At 62.5% G+C, this 16,007-nt stretch carries 18 protein-coding genes and 2 tRNA genes; 13 read left to right on the top strand and 7 right to left on the bottom strand.

The annotated features are described in order from the left end of the window. Nucleotides 1–174: 174 nt before the first annotated feature. From O7B34_RS14885 to hdaA, 3 genes are read left to right on the top strand one after another with little or no spacing between them, the layout of a single operon-like run. Complete coding sequence (locus tag O7B34_RS14885) at nucleotides 175–729, top strand: CDP-alcohol phosphatidyltransferase family protein (RefSeq protein ID WP_337146736.1); 555 nt, start codon at nucleotides 175–177, stop codon at nucleotides 727–729. Further along, complete coding sequence (locus O7B34_RS14890; protein ID WP_337146737.1) at nucleotides 704–1,981, top strand: AI-2E family transporter; 1,278 nt, start codon at nucleotides 704–706, stop codon at nucleotides 1,979–1,981. The genes O7B34_RS14885 and O7B34_RS14890 overlap by 26 nt, the downstream gene beginning before the upstream one ends. Nucleotide 1,982: 1 nt before the next feature. Further along, nucleotides 1,983–2,687 carry a DnaA regulatory inactivator HdaA gene (gene hdaA, locus O7B34_RS14895; RefSeq protein ID WP_337146738.1) on the top strand — a complete coding sequence of 235 codons (705 nt, stop codon included), beginning with the start codon at nucleotides 1,983–1,985 and terminating at the stop codon, nucleotides 2,685–2,687. 330 nt (nucleotides 2,688–3,017) lie between these two features. Here the strand turns inward: hdaA and O7B34_RS14900 are convergent, their stop codons facing one another. Next, nucleotides 3,018–3,299 carry a hypothetical protein gene (locus O7B34_RS14900; RefSeq protein WP_337146739.1) on the bottom strand — a complete coding sequence of 94 codons (282 nt, stop codon included), beginning with the start codon at nucleotides 3,297–3,299 and terminating at the stop codon, nucleotides 3,018–3,020. A gap of 122 nt (nucleotides 3,300–3,421) precedes the next feature. Further along, nucleotides 3,422–3,498: transfer RNA gene (locus tag O7B34_RS14905), tRNA-Pro, on the bottom strand. A 124-nt stretch (nucleotides 3,499–3,622) separates the two neighbouring features. Here O7B34_RS14905 and O7B34_RS14910 point away from each other — a divergent pair. From O7B34_RS14910 to O7B34_RS14945, 8 genes are all read left to right on the top strand, one after another. Continuing rightward, the gene (locus O7B34_RS14910) at nucleotides 3,623–3,928 is read left to right on the top strand and encodes an ETC complex I subunit (RefSeq protein ID WP_015318428.1); all 306 of its coding nucleotides are present in this window, start codon (nucleotides 3,623–3,625) and stop codon (nucleotides 3,926–3,928) included. Between the two features lie 48 nt (nucleotides 3,929–3,976). Further along, nucleotides 3,977–4,053: transfer RNA gene (locus O7B34_RS14915), tRNA-Arg, on the top strand. A gap of 397 nt (nucleotides 4,054–4,450) precedes the next feature. Beyond that, nucleotides 4,451–5,323: a ferritin-like domain-containing protein gene (locus tag O7B34_RS14920; RefSeq protein WP_337146798.1), complete on the top strand. Its 873-nt coding sequence runs from the start codon at nucleotides 4,451–4,453 to the stop codon at nucleotides 5,321–5,323. A gap of 115 nt (nucleotides 5,324–5,438) precedes the next feature. Then, complete coding sequence (locus tag O7B34_RS14925) at nucleotides 5,439–5,624, top strand: hypothetical protein (protein ID WP_337146740.1); 186 nt, start codon at nucleotides 5,439–5,441, stop codon at nucleotides 5,622–5,624. A 455-nt stretch (nucleotides 5,625–6,079) separates the two neighbouring features. After that, nucleotides 6,080–6,301 carry a hypothetical protein gene (locus tag O7B34_RS14930; RefSeq protein ID WP_337143003.1) on the top strand — a complete coding sequence of 74 codons (222 nt, stop codon included), beginning with the start codon at nucleotides 6,080–6,082 and terminating at the stop codon, nucleotides 6,299–6,301. Between the two features lie 202 nt (nucleotides 6,302–6,503). Further along, nucleotides 6,504–7,292, top strand: a complete 789-nt coding sequence (locus O7B34_RS14935) for a GGDEF domain-containing protein (protein WP_337146742.1) — start codon at nucleotides 6,504–6,506, stop codon at nucleotides 7,290–7,292. A 210-nt stretch (nucleotides 7,293–7,502) separates the two neighbouring features. After that, on the top strand, nucleotides 7,503–8,465 hold the full coding sequence (locus tag O7B34_RS14940; RefSeq protein WP_337146743.1) for a glycosyltransferase family 4 protein: 963 nt from the start codon (nucleotides 7,503–7,505) through the stop codon (nucleotides 8,463–8,465). A 150-nt stretch (nucleotides 8,466–8,615) separates the two neighbouring features. After that, on the top strand, nucleotides 8,616–9,842 hold the full coding sequence (locus O7B34_RS14945; protein ID WP_337146745.1) for an anion transporter: 1,227 nt from the start codon (nucleotides 8,616–8,618) through the stop codon (nucleotides 9,840–9,842). A gap of 22 nt (nucleotides 9,843–9,864) precedes the next feature. Here O7B34_RS14945 and O7B34_RS14950 read toward each other — a convergent pair whose 3' ends face one another. From O7B34_RS14950 to O7B34_RS14970, 5 genes are all read right to left on the bottom strand, one after another. After that, nucleotides 9,865–10,188 (bottom strand): cupredoxin domain-containing protein, encoded by a 324-nt coding sequence (locus O7B34_RS14950; protein ID WP_337146747.1) that lies wholly within the window; start codon nucleotides 10,186–10,188, stop codon nucleotides 9,865–9,867. Next, nucleotides 10,185–10,709, bottom strand: coding sequence for a DUF4142 domain-containing protein (locus tag O7B34_RS14955; protein ID WP_337146748.1), 525 nt, complete (start codon nucleotides 10,707–10,709; stop codon nucleotides 10,185–10,187). The genes O7B34_RS14950 and O7B34_RS14955 overlap by 4 nt, the downstream gene beginning before the upstream one ends. 107 nt (nucleotides 10,710–10,816) lie before the next feature. Continuing rightward, on the bottom strand, nucleotides 10,817–11,503 hold the full coding sequence (locus O7B34_RS14960; protein ID WP_337146749.1) for an RNA polymerase sigma factor: 687 nt from the start codon (nucleotides 11,501–11,503) through the stop codon (nucleotides 10,817–10,819). 110 nt (nucleotides 11,504–11,613) lie between these two features. Then, on the bottom strand, nucleotides 11,614–12,693 hold the full coding sequence (locus O7B34_RS14965; RefSeq protein WP_337146750.1) for an HPP family protein: 1,080 nt from the start codon (nucleotides 12,691–12,693) through the stop codon (nucleotides 11,614–11,616). Nucleotides 12,694–12,899: 206 nt separating this feature from the next. Next, a complete protein-coding gene (locus O7B34_RS14970; protein ID WP_337146751.1) occupies nucleotides 12,900–14,087 on the bottom strand; it encodes a cystathionine beta-lyase in 1,188 nt (395 codons plus the stop codon). Between the two features lie 352 nt (nucleotides 14,088–14,439). On the opposite strand from O7B34_RS14970, the gene O7B34_RS14975 reads away from it, so the two are divergent. Together O7B34_RS14975 and O7B34_RS14980 are read left to right on the top strand one after the other, a co-directional pair. Next, complete coding sequence (locus tag O7B34_RS14975) at nucleotides 14,440–15,075, top strand: DUF1326 domain-containing protein (protein ID WP_337146752.1); 636 nt, start codon at nucleotides 14,440–14,442, stop codon at nucleotides 15,073–15,075. A 9-nt stretch (nucleotides 15,076–15,084) separates the two neighbouring features. Next, nucleotides 15,085–15,918, top strand: a complete 834-nt coding sequence (locus O7B34_RS14980; protein WP_337146753.1) for a DUF2182 domain-containing protein — start codon at nucleotides 15,085–15,087, stop codon at nucleotides 15,916–15,918. Nucleotides 15,919–16,007 lie beyond the last annotated feature (89 nt).

Here is a 16,007-nt window from a genome sequence, read left to right on the forward strand (position 1 = left end):
GAACGGTTTCGGTCCGCAAGGATAACGGCCGAACCGGGCGCCGTTTGGTTGACAAAAGCGTGGATAGCCAGCGCATCGCGCACTGCGTCTGCCGCTGGCCCGTCCTGCTTCTCCCTTGCCTCGGCCCTCCATCTCCCTCATCTATCCCGAGGCATAATACGGCGGGACAATGCGTTGACCATCCCCAACCTAATCACCATCCTGCGCTTTGTGCTGGTGCCTGCCGTGGTGCTGGCCATGTTGCAGGCACGTTGGGAATGGGCTTTTGCCGGCTTCGTCGTTGCCGGCGTTTCCGACGGTGTCGACGGTTTCATCGCGCGCCGCTTCAACCAGCAGTCCAGGTTCGGCGCCTATCTCGATCCGATCGCCGACAAGCTGCTTTTGGTTTCGGTGTTCGTCGTCATGGGCTTCATCGGGCAATTGCCGCTGTGGCTGGTCGTCACCATGGTGTCGCGCGACGCGCTGATCGTGTGCGCGGTCCTGTTGTCCACGGTGATCGGCCATCCCGTCGAGATAAAGCCGTTTCTGGTGTCGAAGGCCAATACCGCCGTACAGATCGCGCTGGCGGCGGTTGTGCTGGGCGAACTCGCCTTTGCCGGGCACCTCGACCCTCTGCGGCCCACCCTCATATTGCTGTCCGGGGTCTTGACCGTGGCTTCGGCCGCGGCCTATCTCGTGGCTTGGCTGAGGCATATGAGCGGCTATGGCGAAGGCGGTAAATCAGGCTGACAAGCCCATCGACGGCAAGGCTGCCCGCAAGCCGGCCGCCCGCAAAGCGGTGGCGCGGGGCAAGACCGTGGACGACCAGACGGTCGTCGTGCCGGCCGGCGAGACGGCGGCGGAGGCCGAGGCGTCGGCCACGTTCCGCCGCCAGATCTTCTTCTGGCTGGCGGGTGCCGCGATCCTGGCGCTTTTTCTTTATGTCTTCAGCGCCATCCTGCTGCCCTTCGTCGCCGGCATGGTGCTTGCCTATTTCCTTGATCCGGTCGCCGACCGGCTGCAACGGCTCGGCCTCAGCCGCTTCATGGCGACCGTGGTCATCCTCATCACCTTCCTCATCGTGCTGGTGCTGGCCTTCGTCATCCTCATTCCGGTGCTGGCGACGCAGATGGCCGATTTCGCCGGCAAGCTGCCGGAGTACCTGACGCGGCTGCAGAGCCTGATCACCTCCTTTGATCCGAAGTGGCTGGAACAGAAATTCGGCGTCAACGCCAATGGCCTGCGCGACGGGTTGAACTCGCTGCTGACCTCCGGTTTCGGCCTGCTCACCACGGTTTTCACTTCGATCTGGAGTTCGGGCGTGGCGCTGGTCTCGGTGGTCAGCCTGTTCGTGGTGACGCCCGTGGTTGCCTTCTACATGCTGCTCGACTGGGATCGCATGGTGGCGGTTATCGACAGCTGGGTGCCGCGCGACAACGTGGCGACGGTCCGCGCCATCGCGCGCGACATCAACACCGCCACCGCCGGCTTCGTGCGTGGCCAGGGCACGCTCTGCCTGGTGCTGGCCGCCATGTATGCCACCGGCCTGACGCTGACGGGGCTGAACTTCGCCATCCTCATCGGCCTGTTCGCCGGGCTGATCTCCTTCATCCCCTATGTCGGCTCATTGACCGGGCTGGTGCTGGCCGTCGGCGTTGCCTTCGTCCAGTTCTGGCCGGACTGGACGATGATTGTCGCCGTTGCCGTGGTCTTCTTTATCGGCCAGTTCGTCGAAGGCAACATCCTGCAGCCCAGGCTGGTCGGCAAAAGTGTCGGCTTGCATCCGGTGTGGCTCATGTTCGCGCTGTTCGCCTTCGGCGCGCTGTTCGGTTTTGTCGGCCTGTTGATTGCCGTTCCTGCATCCGCGGCGGTTGCCGTTCTGGTGCGGTTTGCCATCGCCCGCTATCTGGAATCGCCGCTCTACAAGGGCCACGCGACAGCACCCGCGCCGCCGTTGCCGGCCGATCGCGGCGGCGGCCATCGCACGCAACCGCGTCGTTGACGTGACTGCCCAGCGAACCGATCCGCCGCGCCAACTGCCGCTCGATCTCGGCCACGGCACCGGTTACTCGCGCGACGAGCTGGTCGTCTCCGGCACCAATAACCAGGCGGCCGCACTGGTCGACCGCTGGCCGGATTGGCAAGCACCAGTGGTGGTGCTGGCAGGTCCCGCTGGTTCGGGCAAAACGCATCTGGCCTCGATCTGGCGTGCTCGCGCCAACGCGGTGGCCGTCGACGCCAGGCGCATGGGTGACAGCATCGCCAATCTCGGTGCGCGGCCGGCGCTGATCGACGATGTCGATATCGGCGCGGTCGATGAGCAAGGCCTGTTCCATTTGATCAATACCGTGCGCGGTGCTGGCTCGACACTGCTTCTGACGGCGCGGCGCTTTCCGTCGGCCTGGGGCGTCAAGCTGCCTGATCTTGCCTCGCGGCTGAAGGCGGCGGCGACCGTCGAGATCCACGAGCCTGACGATCTCTTGCTCGCCGGCGTCATCACCAAGCTGTTCGCCGACCGGCAGGTCGAGGTCGAGCCGCATGTCGTGCAGTATCTGGTGCGGCGCATCGAGCGTTCGCTGGCAACCGCGATGCGTGTGGTGGAGCGCCTGGATCGCACCGCGCTGGAGCGCAAGATGCCGATCACAAGGGCACTGGCCGCCGAGACCGTGAGCGCCATGGACGAGGGGCAGGGTGAGTTCGAGATTTGATGGCTTCAGGGCTCCAGCGATTCTCCGTCTCCACCTCGGTCCCATTTTGGCACACAAGATTGGCACCGGTCTTGCAGCGTGAGGTTGCCGGCTGACCCCGGTCCTGATTGCGTTCCAAATCAGGTTGTAGGCTCGCCGGGAATGAGGGCGGTTGGGGTTCTCGCCCGGCGAGCTTGCCTTCAAGAATGTATCGAGCGGGTGCCGCCGCAGCGGACATTCACCCAACAACACGGACCACTCGCATCGTCGAAACATGTCGGAGCCGATTTTTCGAAAACCGATATCGAGGGTGTGCTCTGAACGTGGCACCGTCAGCCGGTGAGCTTGCGGTCACAGCCATAGCCTGACGAAATGCCGGACCATCACATAGACGGCGGAATGCGCGGCGATGTAACAGGCCGCGACCAGCACGAACATCCCGATGCTGGCGGGCCAGGAATGGGAGGCGGCTATGCCCGGGGCCAGCCTGGCCTGTCTGCGGCTCTCGCGATTGTTCCACATCGCCAGGGCCGCGCAGGCGATCGCCCACGTCACCATGAACGGAATCCTCACGCCCGCATAGGCAAAATAGGCCGGCCCGAACAGCGACACCCAAGCATCGATCCCAAGCACCGCAAATCCCCCGTTTGCCGCAGCTTAAGCCGGCAATGGCGAGGGAAGCGAGCCTGAAATGGTGAAACGCGAATAAGCGCAAAACCCCTTCGGTGCCATCGGTATCGTATTTTAGAGAGAAATGGTCGGAGTGGAGAGATTCGAACTCCCGACCCTCTGGTCCCAAACCAGATGCGCTACCAGGCTGCGCTACACTCCGAACGGTCTGTTGCCTATTCATTTCGGTGTTACATGGCAAGTGCAAAAACCTTGCCGCCGGTGCCAATGCGCAGTAATGACGGCCTACGGGCGGCGATGCTGCCTCGCACAACAAAGAGGTGGCCATGTCCGCGCGCATTTTCAGCCCAGCCAAAACCGCGATGCAGTCCGGCAAGGCCAAGACCGGCCATTGGGTGCTGGAATTCGATCCCGAGATGCGCAAGAAGATCGACCCGCTGATGGGCTACACCACGTCGGGAGACATGAGAAGCCAGATCAGGCTCACCTTCGACACGCGCGAAGAAGCGGTTGCCTACGCCGAAAAGGAAGGGCTTGCCTTCCGCGTCGAGGAGCCGAAAGAGACCAAGCGCCGCCAGATTTCCTATGCGGAGAATTTCCGCTATGACCGCAGGACGCCCTGGACGCATTAACTGGCGGCCAGCGCCAAGTATTTCCAGCCGGCCCATTGGCCGGCCAACGGTCCCGTAGCTCAGCTGGATAGAGCACCGGCCTTCTAAGCCGATGGTCACAGGTTCGAATCCTGTCGGGATCGCCACAATTTCAGTTACTTAGTGCCGCTGTGGGTGAAAAGTTCCAACTCGGCGCGTAGCCGCTGTTGTGGAAAGTCCAGCGCGTGCCGGTCAGGGTGGCGCAGCGCGCCGCGCCTTCCATGATGCGGTCTCGACCGCTGGCGGGCGGGCCGTCGTCAGGCGCCATGCTCCCATCGCTTGAGGCACGCCGGCCGATGCGCACTGGTCTCGGATCGAGCCGGACCATTTTGAAACCCGCACGCACGCTTCAGAATGCCGTCATAGCAGCAAACGGTCTGTTCAATCCTCGATTCCTACAAAGTCCGAGCTTCTTCAGGAACATTCCTCCTATCGCGAAGTTGGGACAGTTGGCCCGCGATCGGGTGCCAACAGGTGATGCCGGCGGGCTTTTGGGAGAAAGCTATGATACGTGCCATCCCCTCACTCCACCTTTCCCGTCGGCGGGCATTGCAATTTGGGCTGGGAGCCAGCCTCGCCGCGACGACGGGCGTGGCGCCAGTTTCTCGCGCCTATGCCCAGGAGAAAATGCAGGACGAAGACATTTTCCGTTTTGCGCTCAACTTGGAATACATGGAGGCCGAATACTACCTGCGCGGCACCACCGGAAAAGGCATTGACGCCGCCGATGCCGGTTCGAAACCCGGCGAGGTCGTTGGCGGAAAGAAGGTGTCGTTCGACACCCCAGCCATCGGCGAATTCATGCAGGAAGTTGCTGAAAACGAACTCGCGCACGTTCGGTTCTACCGCAAGACGCTGGGAAAGAGCGCCGTCGACAGACCGGCCATCGATTTCGATGCAGGATTCAAAGCTGTCGCGGAGGCAGCTGGCCTTGGACCGGACTTCGATCCCTTCGGCGACGAAACCAACTTCGTTCTCGGCGGCATGTTGTTCGAGGATGTTGGCGTCACCGCCTATGCCGGTGCGGCAACGGTTCTGAAGAACAAGGAATTCCTCGCCGCCGCTGCTGGCATATTGGCGGTCGAGGCTTACCATATGGGAATGGCGCGTTCCACCTTATACCGGAAGGGAGAGAAGGCCTGGAAGGCCGCCAACGCTGTCTCCGATGCACGAGACAAGATCGACGGGCCGGAAGACAAGGACCAGGGCATCCAGGTGAATGGCAGAGCCAACATCGTACCCTCGACTCCCGACGCGATCGCGTTCACCAGAACACCGCAGGAAGTGCTACGGATTGTGTATCTCACCGACAAGGACGGCGTCAGCAAGGGCGGCTTCTATCCGGAAGGAATGAACGGTACGCTGAAGAGCACCTGAGCCGTTCACGAGGGGATCAGATCGCGCAGGCGAGCTCAGGAGCGGCACTCGGGGCGCGACTTCTCATGGCAATGCCGCTCAACGTCACTGCCTGAGCGGTTCCGCGGAGGACGGGATGCTCGCCGAAATCAAGGCGCGCGGCGAAGGCCATGGGCAATTGCGCCGACCCGAACTGCGGGCACGGCAAGCCACTTCCGCTGAATTGGCTGATGGCGACGAAGACAACATGGCCAAGGAAATTCGATCGCCTCTGCCTGCCGATGTGAACACTGCGGCCATAAGGTCACAGTCATTCACCTGATCGCCAATTCCATACCGAACGGTTATGGGAAACCAAGGGCGTCTAGCTTCGTCGCATAGTTCCAAGTTTCTTATTCTGTTCCACATGCTGCAGAGTGTCGCAAGTTGGAACACTGCTGAGAAAGGTTCATGTCTTTCGACCTTTCTAAGCCGATGGTCACAGGTTCGAATCCTGTCGGGGTCGCCATTATTTCAATGGCTTACGCCGCATGACTTCACGCGGCCGCTTGACCTTCACCCTTGCCTGTCAGTGCTGCCACGCCATGTGATGGAATCTGGAACAGGAGTTCCGGGCCCGCCGGGCTCTGGAATTATTTCGTGATCTGGCCGTGTTGGAACCTTGGCCAAAACTGCGCGTTCGGGGGCTTGTATTCGTGGAGCCTCATAAAGGGCAATGTGCGGGCAAGCGAATGGGTGGGCAAAACAAGCACGGGTTGGGGGAGGAGAAACCAGGTTATGTCGAAACGTGAGATTGGAACGTCCCCTGCCTTGGGGCGGCGTATCGCCGAACTCAGGGCCCGAATGCAGGATGCCGAAATTTCCGGCCAAGAGATGAAAATCTTTCACAAGGTCGCGGCCATCATGGGATCCGGCGGCGATTCCTTGCAACTGGATGCCGACGACCTGATCGCGGCATCCTTCGTCGCCGAGGCGGTTGGGCCGGCGTCCAGCCGCTGACTTCGGAAATTCTCCCGGTCCGAAATGCGGAGAGTAAATTTGCTTCCATGACCGGGGCACGGCCGCCTGTTGGGCGATCGTGCCCCGGTAACTGGCCATCTGATCTCGTCTCCCCGTCATCCGATCTCGAATTGAAAGGAAAGTCTTATCATTTTGTTTGCGTTGGCACGTCATAGTAGGGACGGCTAACGGAGTGGAAGGGATGAAGCTGGACCTGTCGCCGACCAGCTGGGGCAGGGTGATCGCCGTCACCGGCGCCGGCACGGCATTCTTCATTGGCGTGGCGTTTTTCGTCGATTCGTTCAATTTCCCCTATCTTTCGCCCGAATCTGTCTGGCGCGCGAAGCTGACCGACCTACTGCTGCCCTTGGTGCTGGGTGGCTCGTTTCTGTTTTTCCTGATGTGGAAGATCCGCCAGCTGGCGATAGCCCAGCGCGACCTCAGCGTCATCGCCGCGACGGACAGCCTGACGGCGGTATTGAACCGCGGCGCCTTCTCGATGCTGGTCGAGGCCTATCTCGAGCAGACCCGCAAGCAGGAAGAGACCCGTTCCGGCGCGCTGCTGATCATCGATGCCGATCACTTCAAGTCGATCAACGACCGCCTCGGCCATGATTGCGGCGACCAGGCGCTCAAACTGATCGCGCAGGCGATCAAGGGCCAGCTGCGCGGCGGCGATATCGTCGGCCGGATCGGCGGCGAGGAGTTCGGCGTATTCCTTCCCGGTGTCGACCCCTCACAATCCTGGCTGGTTGCCGAAGGCATCCGCCGACGGATACGCGAAATGGACTTTTCCCCAGGCGGCCGCTCCTGCCCGCTTTCGGTCAGCATCGGCGGCACCAGCTTCAGCGGGCCGACCACCTACGAGGCAATATTCTCCGCCGCCGACAGACGGCTTTATGCCGCCAAGTCGAACGGGCGCGATCAGGTCAGCTTCGATCCGGCGGAAGCCTCCCTGGTGTCTCTGCCCAGCATCGCCACCGTCCATTGACGGCGGCCTCGCAGCGAGCTCGCACCGGCCGCTTCCTTGACGCTTGCTTGTCTGTGTGCTTCCTCCGGGCAAGCAATGTAGGAAGTATCGCCGGAAATAGTCCTGCCACTTAAACCCCCCGATCGTGCGGTTCGCGGGTGCAGCACGGCCCTTGGGTGCAGGCAATGAATGGCGAAACGCGCCGGGATAGAACCAGTAAGCACCGCGATCATGATCCATTTATTCAACGGCTTTCAGAACCCGTTTGGCGGCAGTGAGCGCGAAACCCTGGAGTTGTATCGGCTGTTGAGCGCCGGCTCGCAGGTGCGCCTCTGGGCAACCTCGTCGCGCGTGTCCGAAGACCTGATGCGGGAATTTCCGATACGCCGCGTCTCACCGGCAACACGCAATGTGCCGGATGGCGGCACCTATGTCTTTCTTGGCGCGCATTGGCGCAACAAGATGTGGCCTTATCTGATCCCGCGGCCGCACCGGCTGATCTATGTCTTCAACACCTTTCATCCCAAGATCATCGCTCTGACGACACGCAGGCCGCGCCTGCTGGGTTGGCCCGTTGCCGAACTGGTGCTGATCTCCGACTTTCAGAGGCGCATGCTGGAGGTCGAAGGCGTCGTCCATGCCTCGCCGATCGATATCGAGCGCTTCTCATCACTGCCGGCAAGGCCAAATGGTCCGTTCACCGTGGGGCGGCTGAGCCGCGACACGGCGGACAAGCATCACGCCGACGATGTGGCGCTCTATGAGGCATTGCTTGGCGATGGCATCGCGGTGCGGATTCAGGGCGGCATGCCGCTCAAGGACAGGCTTGCGCCGCATCCGCAACTCGAACTCCTGCCGCAGGGTGAAGTTGTCGCCGAACAGTTTCTGCCGACGCTCGACGTCTTTTATTATCGCACCGGCTCCCATGTGGAGACGTTCGGCCGTGTGGTGTTCGAGGCGATGGCCTGCGGTTTGCCGGTGGTCTGCCATGCGAATGGCGGCTACGCCGACCACATCAGGCATGGCGAAAACGGCTTCCTGTTTGAAACGACGCAACAGGCGGCGCGGATCTTGGCGGATCTCAAAGCCGACCCGGGCCTGCGGGCGACGGTCGGCCGCAAGGCGCGGCAGACAGTCGAGCAGCTGTTTTCACCCCAGGCGTTGCAACAGCGGCTGGATTTCTATCGGCGTTAGCGGCACCCGCGCCATCTGCCTTCAGATACTCTTCGCCAATAATCCACGTAGCCGTTTGGCATCAATCCCGACATCGCGCTAAAGCTGGGATCACGTGAATCGCGGGCGGCCGGCATCGGTGCGCGGACAGATCGAGCAGGGCTTCTACCGATGACATTGACGGGCGCCGCGGCACTGCTGATCCTGGTCCTGACCTATGCCGGAGTCGCCATCGGCCGGATACCTGGCCTGCGGCTTGACCGGGCAGGCATTGCGCTGCTTGGCGGCGCGGCGATGATCGCCATCGGCGCGCTCAGCATGGAAGACGCCTATCGCGCCATCAATTTCGACACCATCACGCTTCTGCTCGGCATGATGATCGTGGTGGCGCATCTGAAGGTATCGGGGGCCTTTCGCGGTCTGGGTGCAATCGCCATCGAGCACGCGCATGCGCCGTTGATGCTCCTGGTGATGGTGACGCTCCTGACCGGCGTGCTGTCGGCCTTCCTGGTCAACGACGCCATCTGCCTGGTCATGGCGCCGATCGTCGTCCACGTCACCCGCGTCATCAACCGCAACCCGATCCCCTATCTGATCGCCACCGCCACCGCTTCGAACTGCGGCAGCGTCGCCACCATCACCGGCAATCCGCAGAACATGGTCATCGGCGCGCTGTCTGGCATTTCCTATCCGGCCTTTTCGGCGGCGCTCGCGCCGGTGGCCTTGTTTGGCCTTGTCGCCGTCATCGTCATTGTGCGCATCGTCTATCGCGCCGAATTCACCCGCAACGGCGAACTGACGCCACACATCTCGCGCGGCCGCATGCATCGTGGCCAGGTGCTGAAGGCGGTGGTCGTCTGCATCGGATTGGCGATCGCCTTCTTCGCCGGTGTTCCCGTAGCCAAGGCGGCGCTCATCGGCGGCGCCATTCTGCTGCTCACCCGCGCCATCAAGCCATCGCGCATCTACCGCGAGATCGACGGACCGCTGCTGTTCATGTTCGCGGGTCTGTTCGTGGTGGTTGCGGGCGCGGAAAAGACGCTGCTGACATCAGACATGATCGCCTCGGCCAAGAACATCGGGCTCGACGATGTCTGGAGGCTGTCGGGTTTCACCGCCGTGTTATCCAACATCATGAGCAATGTTCCGGCCGTGCTGGCGCTCAGGCCATTCATACCCGGCCTGGAGAACCCCGAGCGCGCCTGGCTGGTGGTGGCCATGAGTTCGACGCTCGCCGGCAACTTCACCTTGCTCGGCTCGGTCGCCAACCTGATCGTCGCCGAACAGTCCAAGTCGGCAGGCACACCGTTGTCTTTCGGTGCCTTCTTCAAGGTCGGCCTGCCGCTGACGCTGATCACGCTCGCGTTCGGCACTGCCTGGCTGGCGATGATGTCCTGATCGGTCCTGCGGCTGGACCGGTTCAGGGCGCCACATCGAGATGGCCCCTCATGTTGGGATGGAAGCGGCAGAAATAATCCACCGCCCCCGCTGTCTTGAGGGTCACTTGTCCCTTGGACTTCGGCGGGATCATCACGTCCCAGCCACCCTTCACCGTAGCCGTGTGGGCGACCACGTCCTTGTTCACCCATTCGATCGTGTCGCCGACTTTGGCCTGGAGGCTTGCCGGCGAATAGACGAGCCTGTCGATCGTCACCTGGATGGTTGCGGCCGCCGCCGGCGCCGCCGCAAGGGTCAGCGCCAGCATTGCCAGCCACGCCAGATGATCCAAGGCGCCCGCTTTCATTTCAACATGCCGGCGACGTGTTCGGCATGCTGCTCATGGCCCTGGAAGATCTTGAGGCCGGTCTCGAGCAGGCTCTTCAGCTCGGCATTGCTGGCCGAGGGGATGAGCAGGGTTTCGAGCGCGCCATCGACCTGCTTGTGATAAGCGACCTCGTTTTCGATATAGGCCTTGTCGAAGGCCGCGCCTTTCAGCTTGGCGAGCTTGGCGCGTTCCTCTTTCGCGGCCTTCGTCAGCGCTTGGCTGGTGGCGTTGTCCTCGGGCTTCACCTTGAGCTTCTTGACGAGGTCGAGCGCCTGCTTGTTCACCGCTTCGTGGTCGCGCTCCATGTCCTTGGCGAAATCGACGACCTCCTTGTTCTTCGATGTCTTGATCGCCTGCTTGGCCGCCTCGATGTCGAGGACGCCTGCCGTATAGGCGATATGGGCGATCTGCGGGTCGGTCGGCTTGTCGGCGGCTTGCGAGACCGGGGCAGCGCCGACGAGAAGCAGGGCGGCAAGGGCAACGGGATATCGGGTGAACATGGCATCCTCCTTGGCCCGGCCGCGAAGAGGCGCCGGGCTCAAATCTTTCAGTTGACGCTCATTGGATGCGGGGCGGAGAGAAACGTTCCCGGAAAATCAGGACCGCATCATTCGAAACCCAGCCGTTCCATCACCGCCCGGGTCAGTCGCTCGCAGCGCCGCCCGGCGAACGGGAAGGCATCGAGCAGCACAGGGCCGATTTCATCGTCCAGCGCCTTGCGTAGCAGGACACGGGCCCGGTGCAGCCTCGTCTTGACGGTCTCCGGCCGCACGCCAAGCAAATCGGCGGTTTCTTCCATGCTCAGGCCCTCGATGACGCGGGCGACGAAGACCATGCGGTAAATGTCGGGCAAATTGTCGGTCGCTCGTTCGACAAGTGCGAGAATCTGCCGCTGCGCCATCGCGCGCTCCGGATCGTCGTTGGAATTGAGGGGAAACCGGATGATTTGCGCTTCCGGATTGTCAGGCATATCCACTGTGCGACGCTTCTTGCGCAGGCGGCCAAGCGCTTCGTTGATGACGATGCGCGACAACCAGGTGGCGAGCGTGGATTCGCCGCGAAATGCCGCCAGGCTGGCGAAGGCGCTGACATAGGCCTCCTGGACGACATCCTCGGCTTCGGCGTCGTTGCGCAGAATGCCGCGCGCGATGCGGTAGAGCCTCTGGTTGTGTATTTTCATGATGGCGCGAAAAGCATTCGGCTCGCGCGCCTGCGCCTTGTGGACGAGCAGCATGTCGCCGGAAAGGCTTTCGGCAACCATGGGTGCCATGGCGGGCGTTGCGAGCTTGCTCATCGCGACCGGATCTCCCCGAACAGGCGCCTCTTCGAACATGCACTTGACTGCACGTTGGATGCGCCTGCCGGCAAAAGGTTCCCGGATCAGCGGGATCCGGGCTCGCTATTCTAGGCCGCCGCCAATCCTTTGTCTGCTGTCTGCACGCGTGCGGCGGCCGCCAGCAGGTCGGTCTGCGTGATCAGGCCGAGAATGCGCCGCTCGCCGTCGACTATCACCACGGCATGGCTGCGGCCGTCGGTCAGCGCCGGAAGCAGGCTCATCGCCGGCGTCTCGGGCGAGGCGGTGCCGGCTTTTGCCATCACGCTCTTCACCGTGTCGACGGCTTTCGTCAGCTCGCGTAGGCCGACGGCGCCAACCAGCCTTGCTTCGGCATCGACCACCGGCAAGGTGCGGATATTGTGATCGAGCAGTTGCCGGCGTGCCTCGTCGGCGGTGGCTTGCTCGGGCACCGAAACCACGTCGCGCGACATGATGTCCTCGCACAGCAGCGTCCGGTGCGACCGCACCATGGCCTGCAATTCGACCTGTCGCAGCAGCCGTTCGAGGTCGTCGCGGTCGATATCGAAGGTCTCGTCGAGCGCCGTCAGCGCCGCGTCGATGTCCTCGGGCCGGAAACCGGCGCGCTGCTGAGCCGGGGGATCGGCGGTGCCGTGGCTGTTGGCGACCGGTGCCACGACATGCGGGTAGTTGCGCCGCGCCAGCTTGTGGAAAAGGAAACCCAGCGCCACCAGGATGGTCGAATTCAGGGCCACCGGCACGAACGGGAACAGGAAGCCCGCGCTGATGACGGCCGGCCCACCGAGCACCGCCGTCAGCGCGGCGGCACCGCCTGGCGGATGCAGGCAGCGCGTGAACGACATCGCGGCGATGGCCAACGCCACCGCGAGACCCGAGGCCATCACCGGATCACGGATGAAATGCGCGACGGTCACGCCGACCAGCGCAGATATGGAGTTGCCGCCGATGATCGACCAGGGCTGCGCCAACGGGCTCGCGGGCACGGCGAACAGAAGCACGGCGGATGCGCCCATCGGCGCCACCAGCAGGGCCACATGCGGGCCGCCGCCCATCGCCAGCCCGCTGATCACGCCGGTCAGAGCGATGCCGATCGTGGCGCCGATACACGCCAGGATGCGTTCACGCAGCGTCGCGCCGGCTAGGATGGGGACAAAAAGACGAAAGGCCATGGAGAAACTTTGCGAGGAATGGATCTGTCGAGGATGCGTGCGGCACGCAATGCGGCCCAATTCACCGATTTGAAAGTCAAACAAATCCGTAAAGTCACGGCGCAGGAGAATAATATTGCGCGCCGGCTTTCGCCGGAGTGCTGGCTGCGGCTCCCGTTTTGTCATCAGCGTCAAGGGCTTGCGGCCCTTTGCCGACCTGTTTTACGTCAGCCCGTGCGTGCCGCCGCCGTAAGTCCGCGCAGGATGTCGGCTTTCAAGTCGTCGACATCCTCGAGGCCGATCTGCAGGCGGATCAACGGACCGTCATAAGGGCCTTTCGCAACGACGCGGTCGCCAAGCCAGACAGGCACAGCGAGGCTCTCATAGCCGCCCCAGGAGTAGCCGAGACCGAAGATCTGCAACGCGTCCAGGAAAGCGTGCTGCTCCTTCTGGCCGCCGCCGGCAAGCACGATGGAAAAGATGCCGCTCGAACCGCAGAAGTCGCGTTTCCATAGGGCGTGATCCGGATGGCTGGGAAGGGCAGGGTGGAGCACGCGCGCCACGCCCTTCTGGCCTTCGAGCCACGACGCGATGGCGAATGCGCTGCGCTGATGATGCTCGAGCCGCACGCCCATTGTGCGCAGGCCGCGCAGCACCTGATAGACATCGTCGGGGCCTGCACAGCAGCCAAGCGTGCAAAAGCTCTCGTAGAGCTGCTTCCAACAGGCCTCAGTGGCCGAGACCGTGCCGAGCAGCACGTCCGAATGTCCGGCCGGATATTTCGTCGCCGCGTGGATCGAGATGTCGACGCCATGGTCGAGCGGCCGGAAATAGAGCGGCGTCGCCCAGGTGTTGTCCATCATCACGATGGCGCCGGCCGCATGCGCCGCCTTGGCGATTGCCGGGATATCCTGCACCTCGAACGTATTGGAGGCCGGCGATTCGGTGAACACCACTTTGGTGTTCGGCTTAATCAACGCCGCGATGCCGGCGCCGACATTGGGAGCATAATACTCGACCTCGACGCCCAACCGCTTCAGCATCGTGTCGGCGAAGTTTCTCGTGGGGTGATAGACGGAATCGACGATCAGCAGATGGTCGCCCGCCGATACGAAGGCGAGCAGCGGAATGGTCACCGCCGCCAGGCCCGATGGCACCACGATGGTGCCGGCGGATCCTTCCAGCGCATCGATCGCCAGTGCTAGGGCATCGGTCGTCGGTGTGCCGCGCGTGCCGTAGGTGTATTTCTGGTTGCGAGCGGCCATCGCGGCGGCATTGGGGTACAGCACGGTCGAGGCATGCACCACCGGCGGATTGACGAAGCCGAAATAGTCGTGCGGGTTGTTGCCCGAATGGGCAAGCCGTGTGTTGATGCCAACCTTGCCGGAACCCTGCTCGCTGCCGTCTTTCGCCATGCTTGGTCGCCTTGTTTGATAAGGCGCTAGCCATAGTGCGGCGTCGTGGGCCGTGCAACAGCCCACTGTCCGCCAGGAATGGACTTCGAATATGCCAATTCTTGGTCTGGGGGACATCGCAGCCAGGCTCGGATTCTGAAACCGGCCGACCGTGTGGCAATGTCTTGTTGGCAATTTCGAGAGCTAGCCGATCTACCTATTGTAGCCGGCGGTGAAAGTTATATAATAAACTTCTAATATTAATCGCCGGACTGCCTCGATCAGATGCTGCCGGATGATTGTTGCCGGTTGACCGCCTGGTCCTCCCGATCCGGGTATCGCGCTTACCGAGCGCGGCAAAGGGAGGAATGCCATGCCTGATGTCAAATGGACAATGAAGGCGCGCGAATTCGTCAGCTGCAATTGCGCCTATGGTTGCCCCTGCCAGTTCAATGCCTTGCCGACCCATGGTTTCTGCCAAGCCGTTGCTGGCATGGAGATCGAGACCGGTCACCATGGCGACACCAGGCTCGACGGGCTACGGTTTGTCGGGATCTTCCGCTGGCCGGGCGCTATCCACGAGGGCAAGGGCGAAGCGGCTGTGATCATCGACGAGCGGGCGACCGAAGCCCAGCGCAACGCGTTGCTGCGCATTTTCGGCGGCCTTGACACCGAGCCCGGCGCAACCATGTTCGAGGTGTTCTCGACCACGCTTGAGAAGTTCCATGACCCGATCTTCGCCCCGATCGATTTCACGGTCGACGTCGACGCGCGAACCGGGCGGCTGCATGTCAATGGCATAACCGATGGCCATGGCGAGCCGATCAAGAATCCGGTCACCGGCGCCCGGCACAGGGCGCGCATCGACCTACCGCGCGGCTTCGAATACGCGATCGCCGAAATCGGGCGCGGCTGGACCAAGGCAACGGGCCCGATCAAGTTCGAGGTAGCCGATACGCACAGCCATTTCGCCAATCTGCATCTCACGCAGAGCGGCGTCGTGCATTGAGCTGATCCAATGGGCGATACGGCACTCAATGCGGTGCTGCGGCGCGACCATGCGGTCGTGACGGGCGCGCTCGTCGTGATTGTCGCGCTCGCCTGGGCCTATATCCTTTGGCTCGCTGCCGCTATGATGCCTGGTGCCCCTATATCGGGCGGCGACATGGCCGGATTGTACATGTCGAACATAGATATGGGTGCCGCCGTGGCGCCGGGTTTCCGGGCCTGGGCATCGGCCGATTTTGCTTTCATCTTCACGATGTGGGCGGTGATGATGGTCGGCATGATGACGCCGTCGGTCGCGCCGATGTTGCTGCTCTATGCCGGCGTCGGCCGCAAGGCGCTGGCGGATGGCCGGCCTGTCGCTTCGACGGGATGGTTTTTTGCCGGATATGTCACCGTATGGGTTTTCTTCAGCATCGTGGCCACCGGTGCGCAATGGCTGCTTGCTCGTTTCGCCTTGCTCAACCCCGCGATGGCGACCGGCAGTGCGGTCGTCGGTGGCCTCGTCCTGATCGCCGCCGGCTTTTATCAATGGACGCCGATTAAGGGCGTCTGCCTGCGCCAATGCCAGGCGCCGATCGCGTTCCTGGCGAGCCATGGCGGGTTCCGCACCACCGCGTCCGGCGCGCTTCGGCTCGGCATCGATCACGGCGCCTATTGTCTCGGCTGCTGCTGGGCGCTGATGGCCCTGCTGTTTGTCGGCGGTATCATGAACCTCTTGTGGATCGCCGGCATCGCCTTCCTTGTTCTCCTGGAGAAGGTGGTCCCAACTGGGCAATTGATCCCGCGGGTCTCCGGTGCATTGATGGTTGCGGTCGGCACCTTTCTCATCTTTCCGGCGCTTTGAGAGTGCGCGCCAACTTTGTCCACAAGCAATATTGGCCGGCAATCACGGGGTATCGTCGGCCGAAGGGTATCACGCAACGTCAATGCATT

Origin of the sequence: Mesorhizobium sp. Cs1299R1N3 (assembly GCF_037179625.1) — a bacterium.
GTDB classification, from domain to species: Bacteria; Pseudomonadota; Alphaproteobacteria; order Rhizobiales; family Rhizobiaceae; genus Mesorhizobium; species Mesorhizobium salmacidum.

Coding starts and splice junctions, on each gene's coding strand:
- O7B34_RS14930 (WP_337143003.1), top strand. CDS start 6,080: ATGTCGAAACGTGAGATTGGAACGTCCCCTGCCTTGGGGCGGCGTATC.
- O7B34_RS14960 (WP_337146749.1), bottom strand. CDS start 11,503: ATGAGCAAGCTCGCAACGCCCGCCATGGCACCCATGGTTGCCGAAAGC.
- O7B34_RS14970 (WP_337146751.1), bottom strand. CDS start 14,087: ATGGCGAAAGACGGCAGCGAGCAGGGTTCCGGCAAGGTTGGCATCAAC.
- O7B34_RS14940 (WP_337146743.1), top strand. CDS start 7,503: ATGATCCATTTATTCAACGGCTTTCAGAACCCGTTTGGCGGCAGTGAG.
- O7B34_RS14980 (WP_337146753.1), top strand. CDS start 15,085: ATGGGCGATACGGCACTCAATGCGGTGCTGCGGCGCGACCATGCGGTC.
- O7B34_RS14910 (WP_015318428.1), top strand. CDS start 3,623: ATGTCCGCGCGCATTTTCAGCCCAGCCAAAACCGCGATGCAGTCCGGC.
- O7B34_RS14975 (WP_337146752.1), top strand. CDS start 14,440: ATGCCTGATGTCAAATGGACAATGAAGGCGCGCGAATTCGTCAGCTGC.
- O7B34_RS14965 (WP_337146750.1), bottom strand. CDS start 12,693: ATGGCCTTTCGTCTTTTTGTCCCCATCCTAGCCGGCGCGACGCTGCGT.
- O7B34_RS14890 (WP_337146737.1), top strand. CDS start 704: ATGGCGAAGGCGGTAAATCAGGCTGACAAGCCCATCGACGGCAAGGCT.
- O7B34_RS14945 (WP_337146745.1), top strand. CDS start 8,616: ATGACATTGACGGGCGCCGCGGCACTGCTGATCCTGGTCCTGACCTAT.
- O7B34_RS14955 (WP_337146748.1), bottom strand. CDS start 10,709: ATGTTCACCCGATATCCCGTTGCCCTTGCCGCCCTGCTTCTCGTCGGC.
- O7B34_RS14920 (WP_337146798.1), top strand. CDS start 4,451: ATGATACGTGCCATCCCCTCACTCCACCTTTCCCGTCGGCGGGCATTG.
- O7B34_RS14925 (WP_337146740.1), top strand. CDS start 5,439: ATGCTCGCCGAAATCAAGGCGCGCGGCGAAGGCCATGGGCAATTGCGC.
- O7B34_RS14950 (WP_337146747.1), bottom strand. CDS start 10,188: ATGAAAGCGGGCGCCTTGGATCATCTGGCGTGGCTGGCAATGCTGGCG.
- O7B34_RS14935 (WP_337146742.1), top strand. CDS start 6,504: ATGAAGCTGGACCTGTCGCCGACCAGCTGGGGCAGGGTGATCGCCGTC.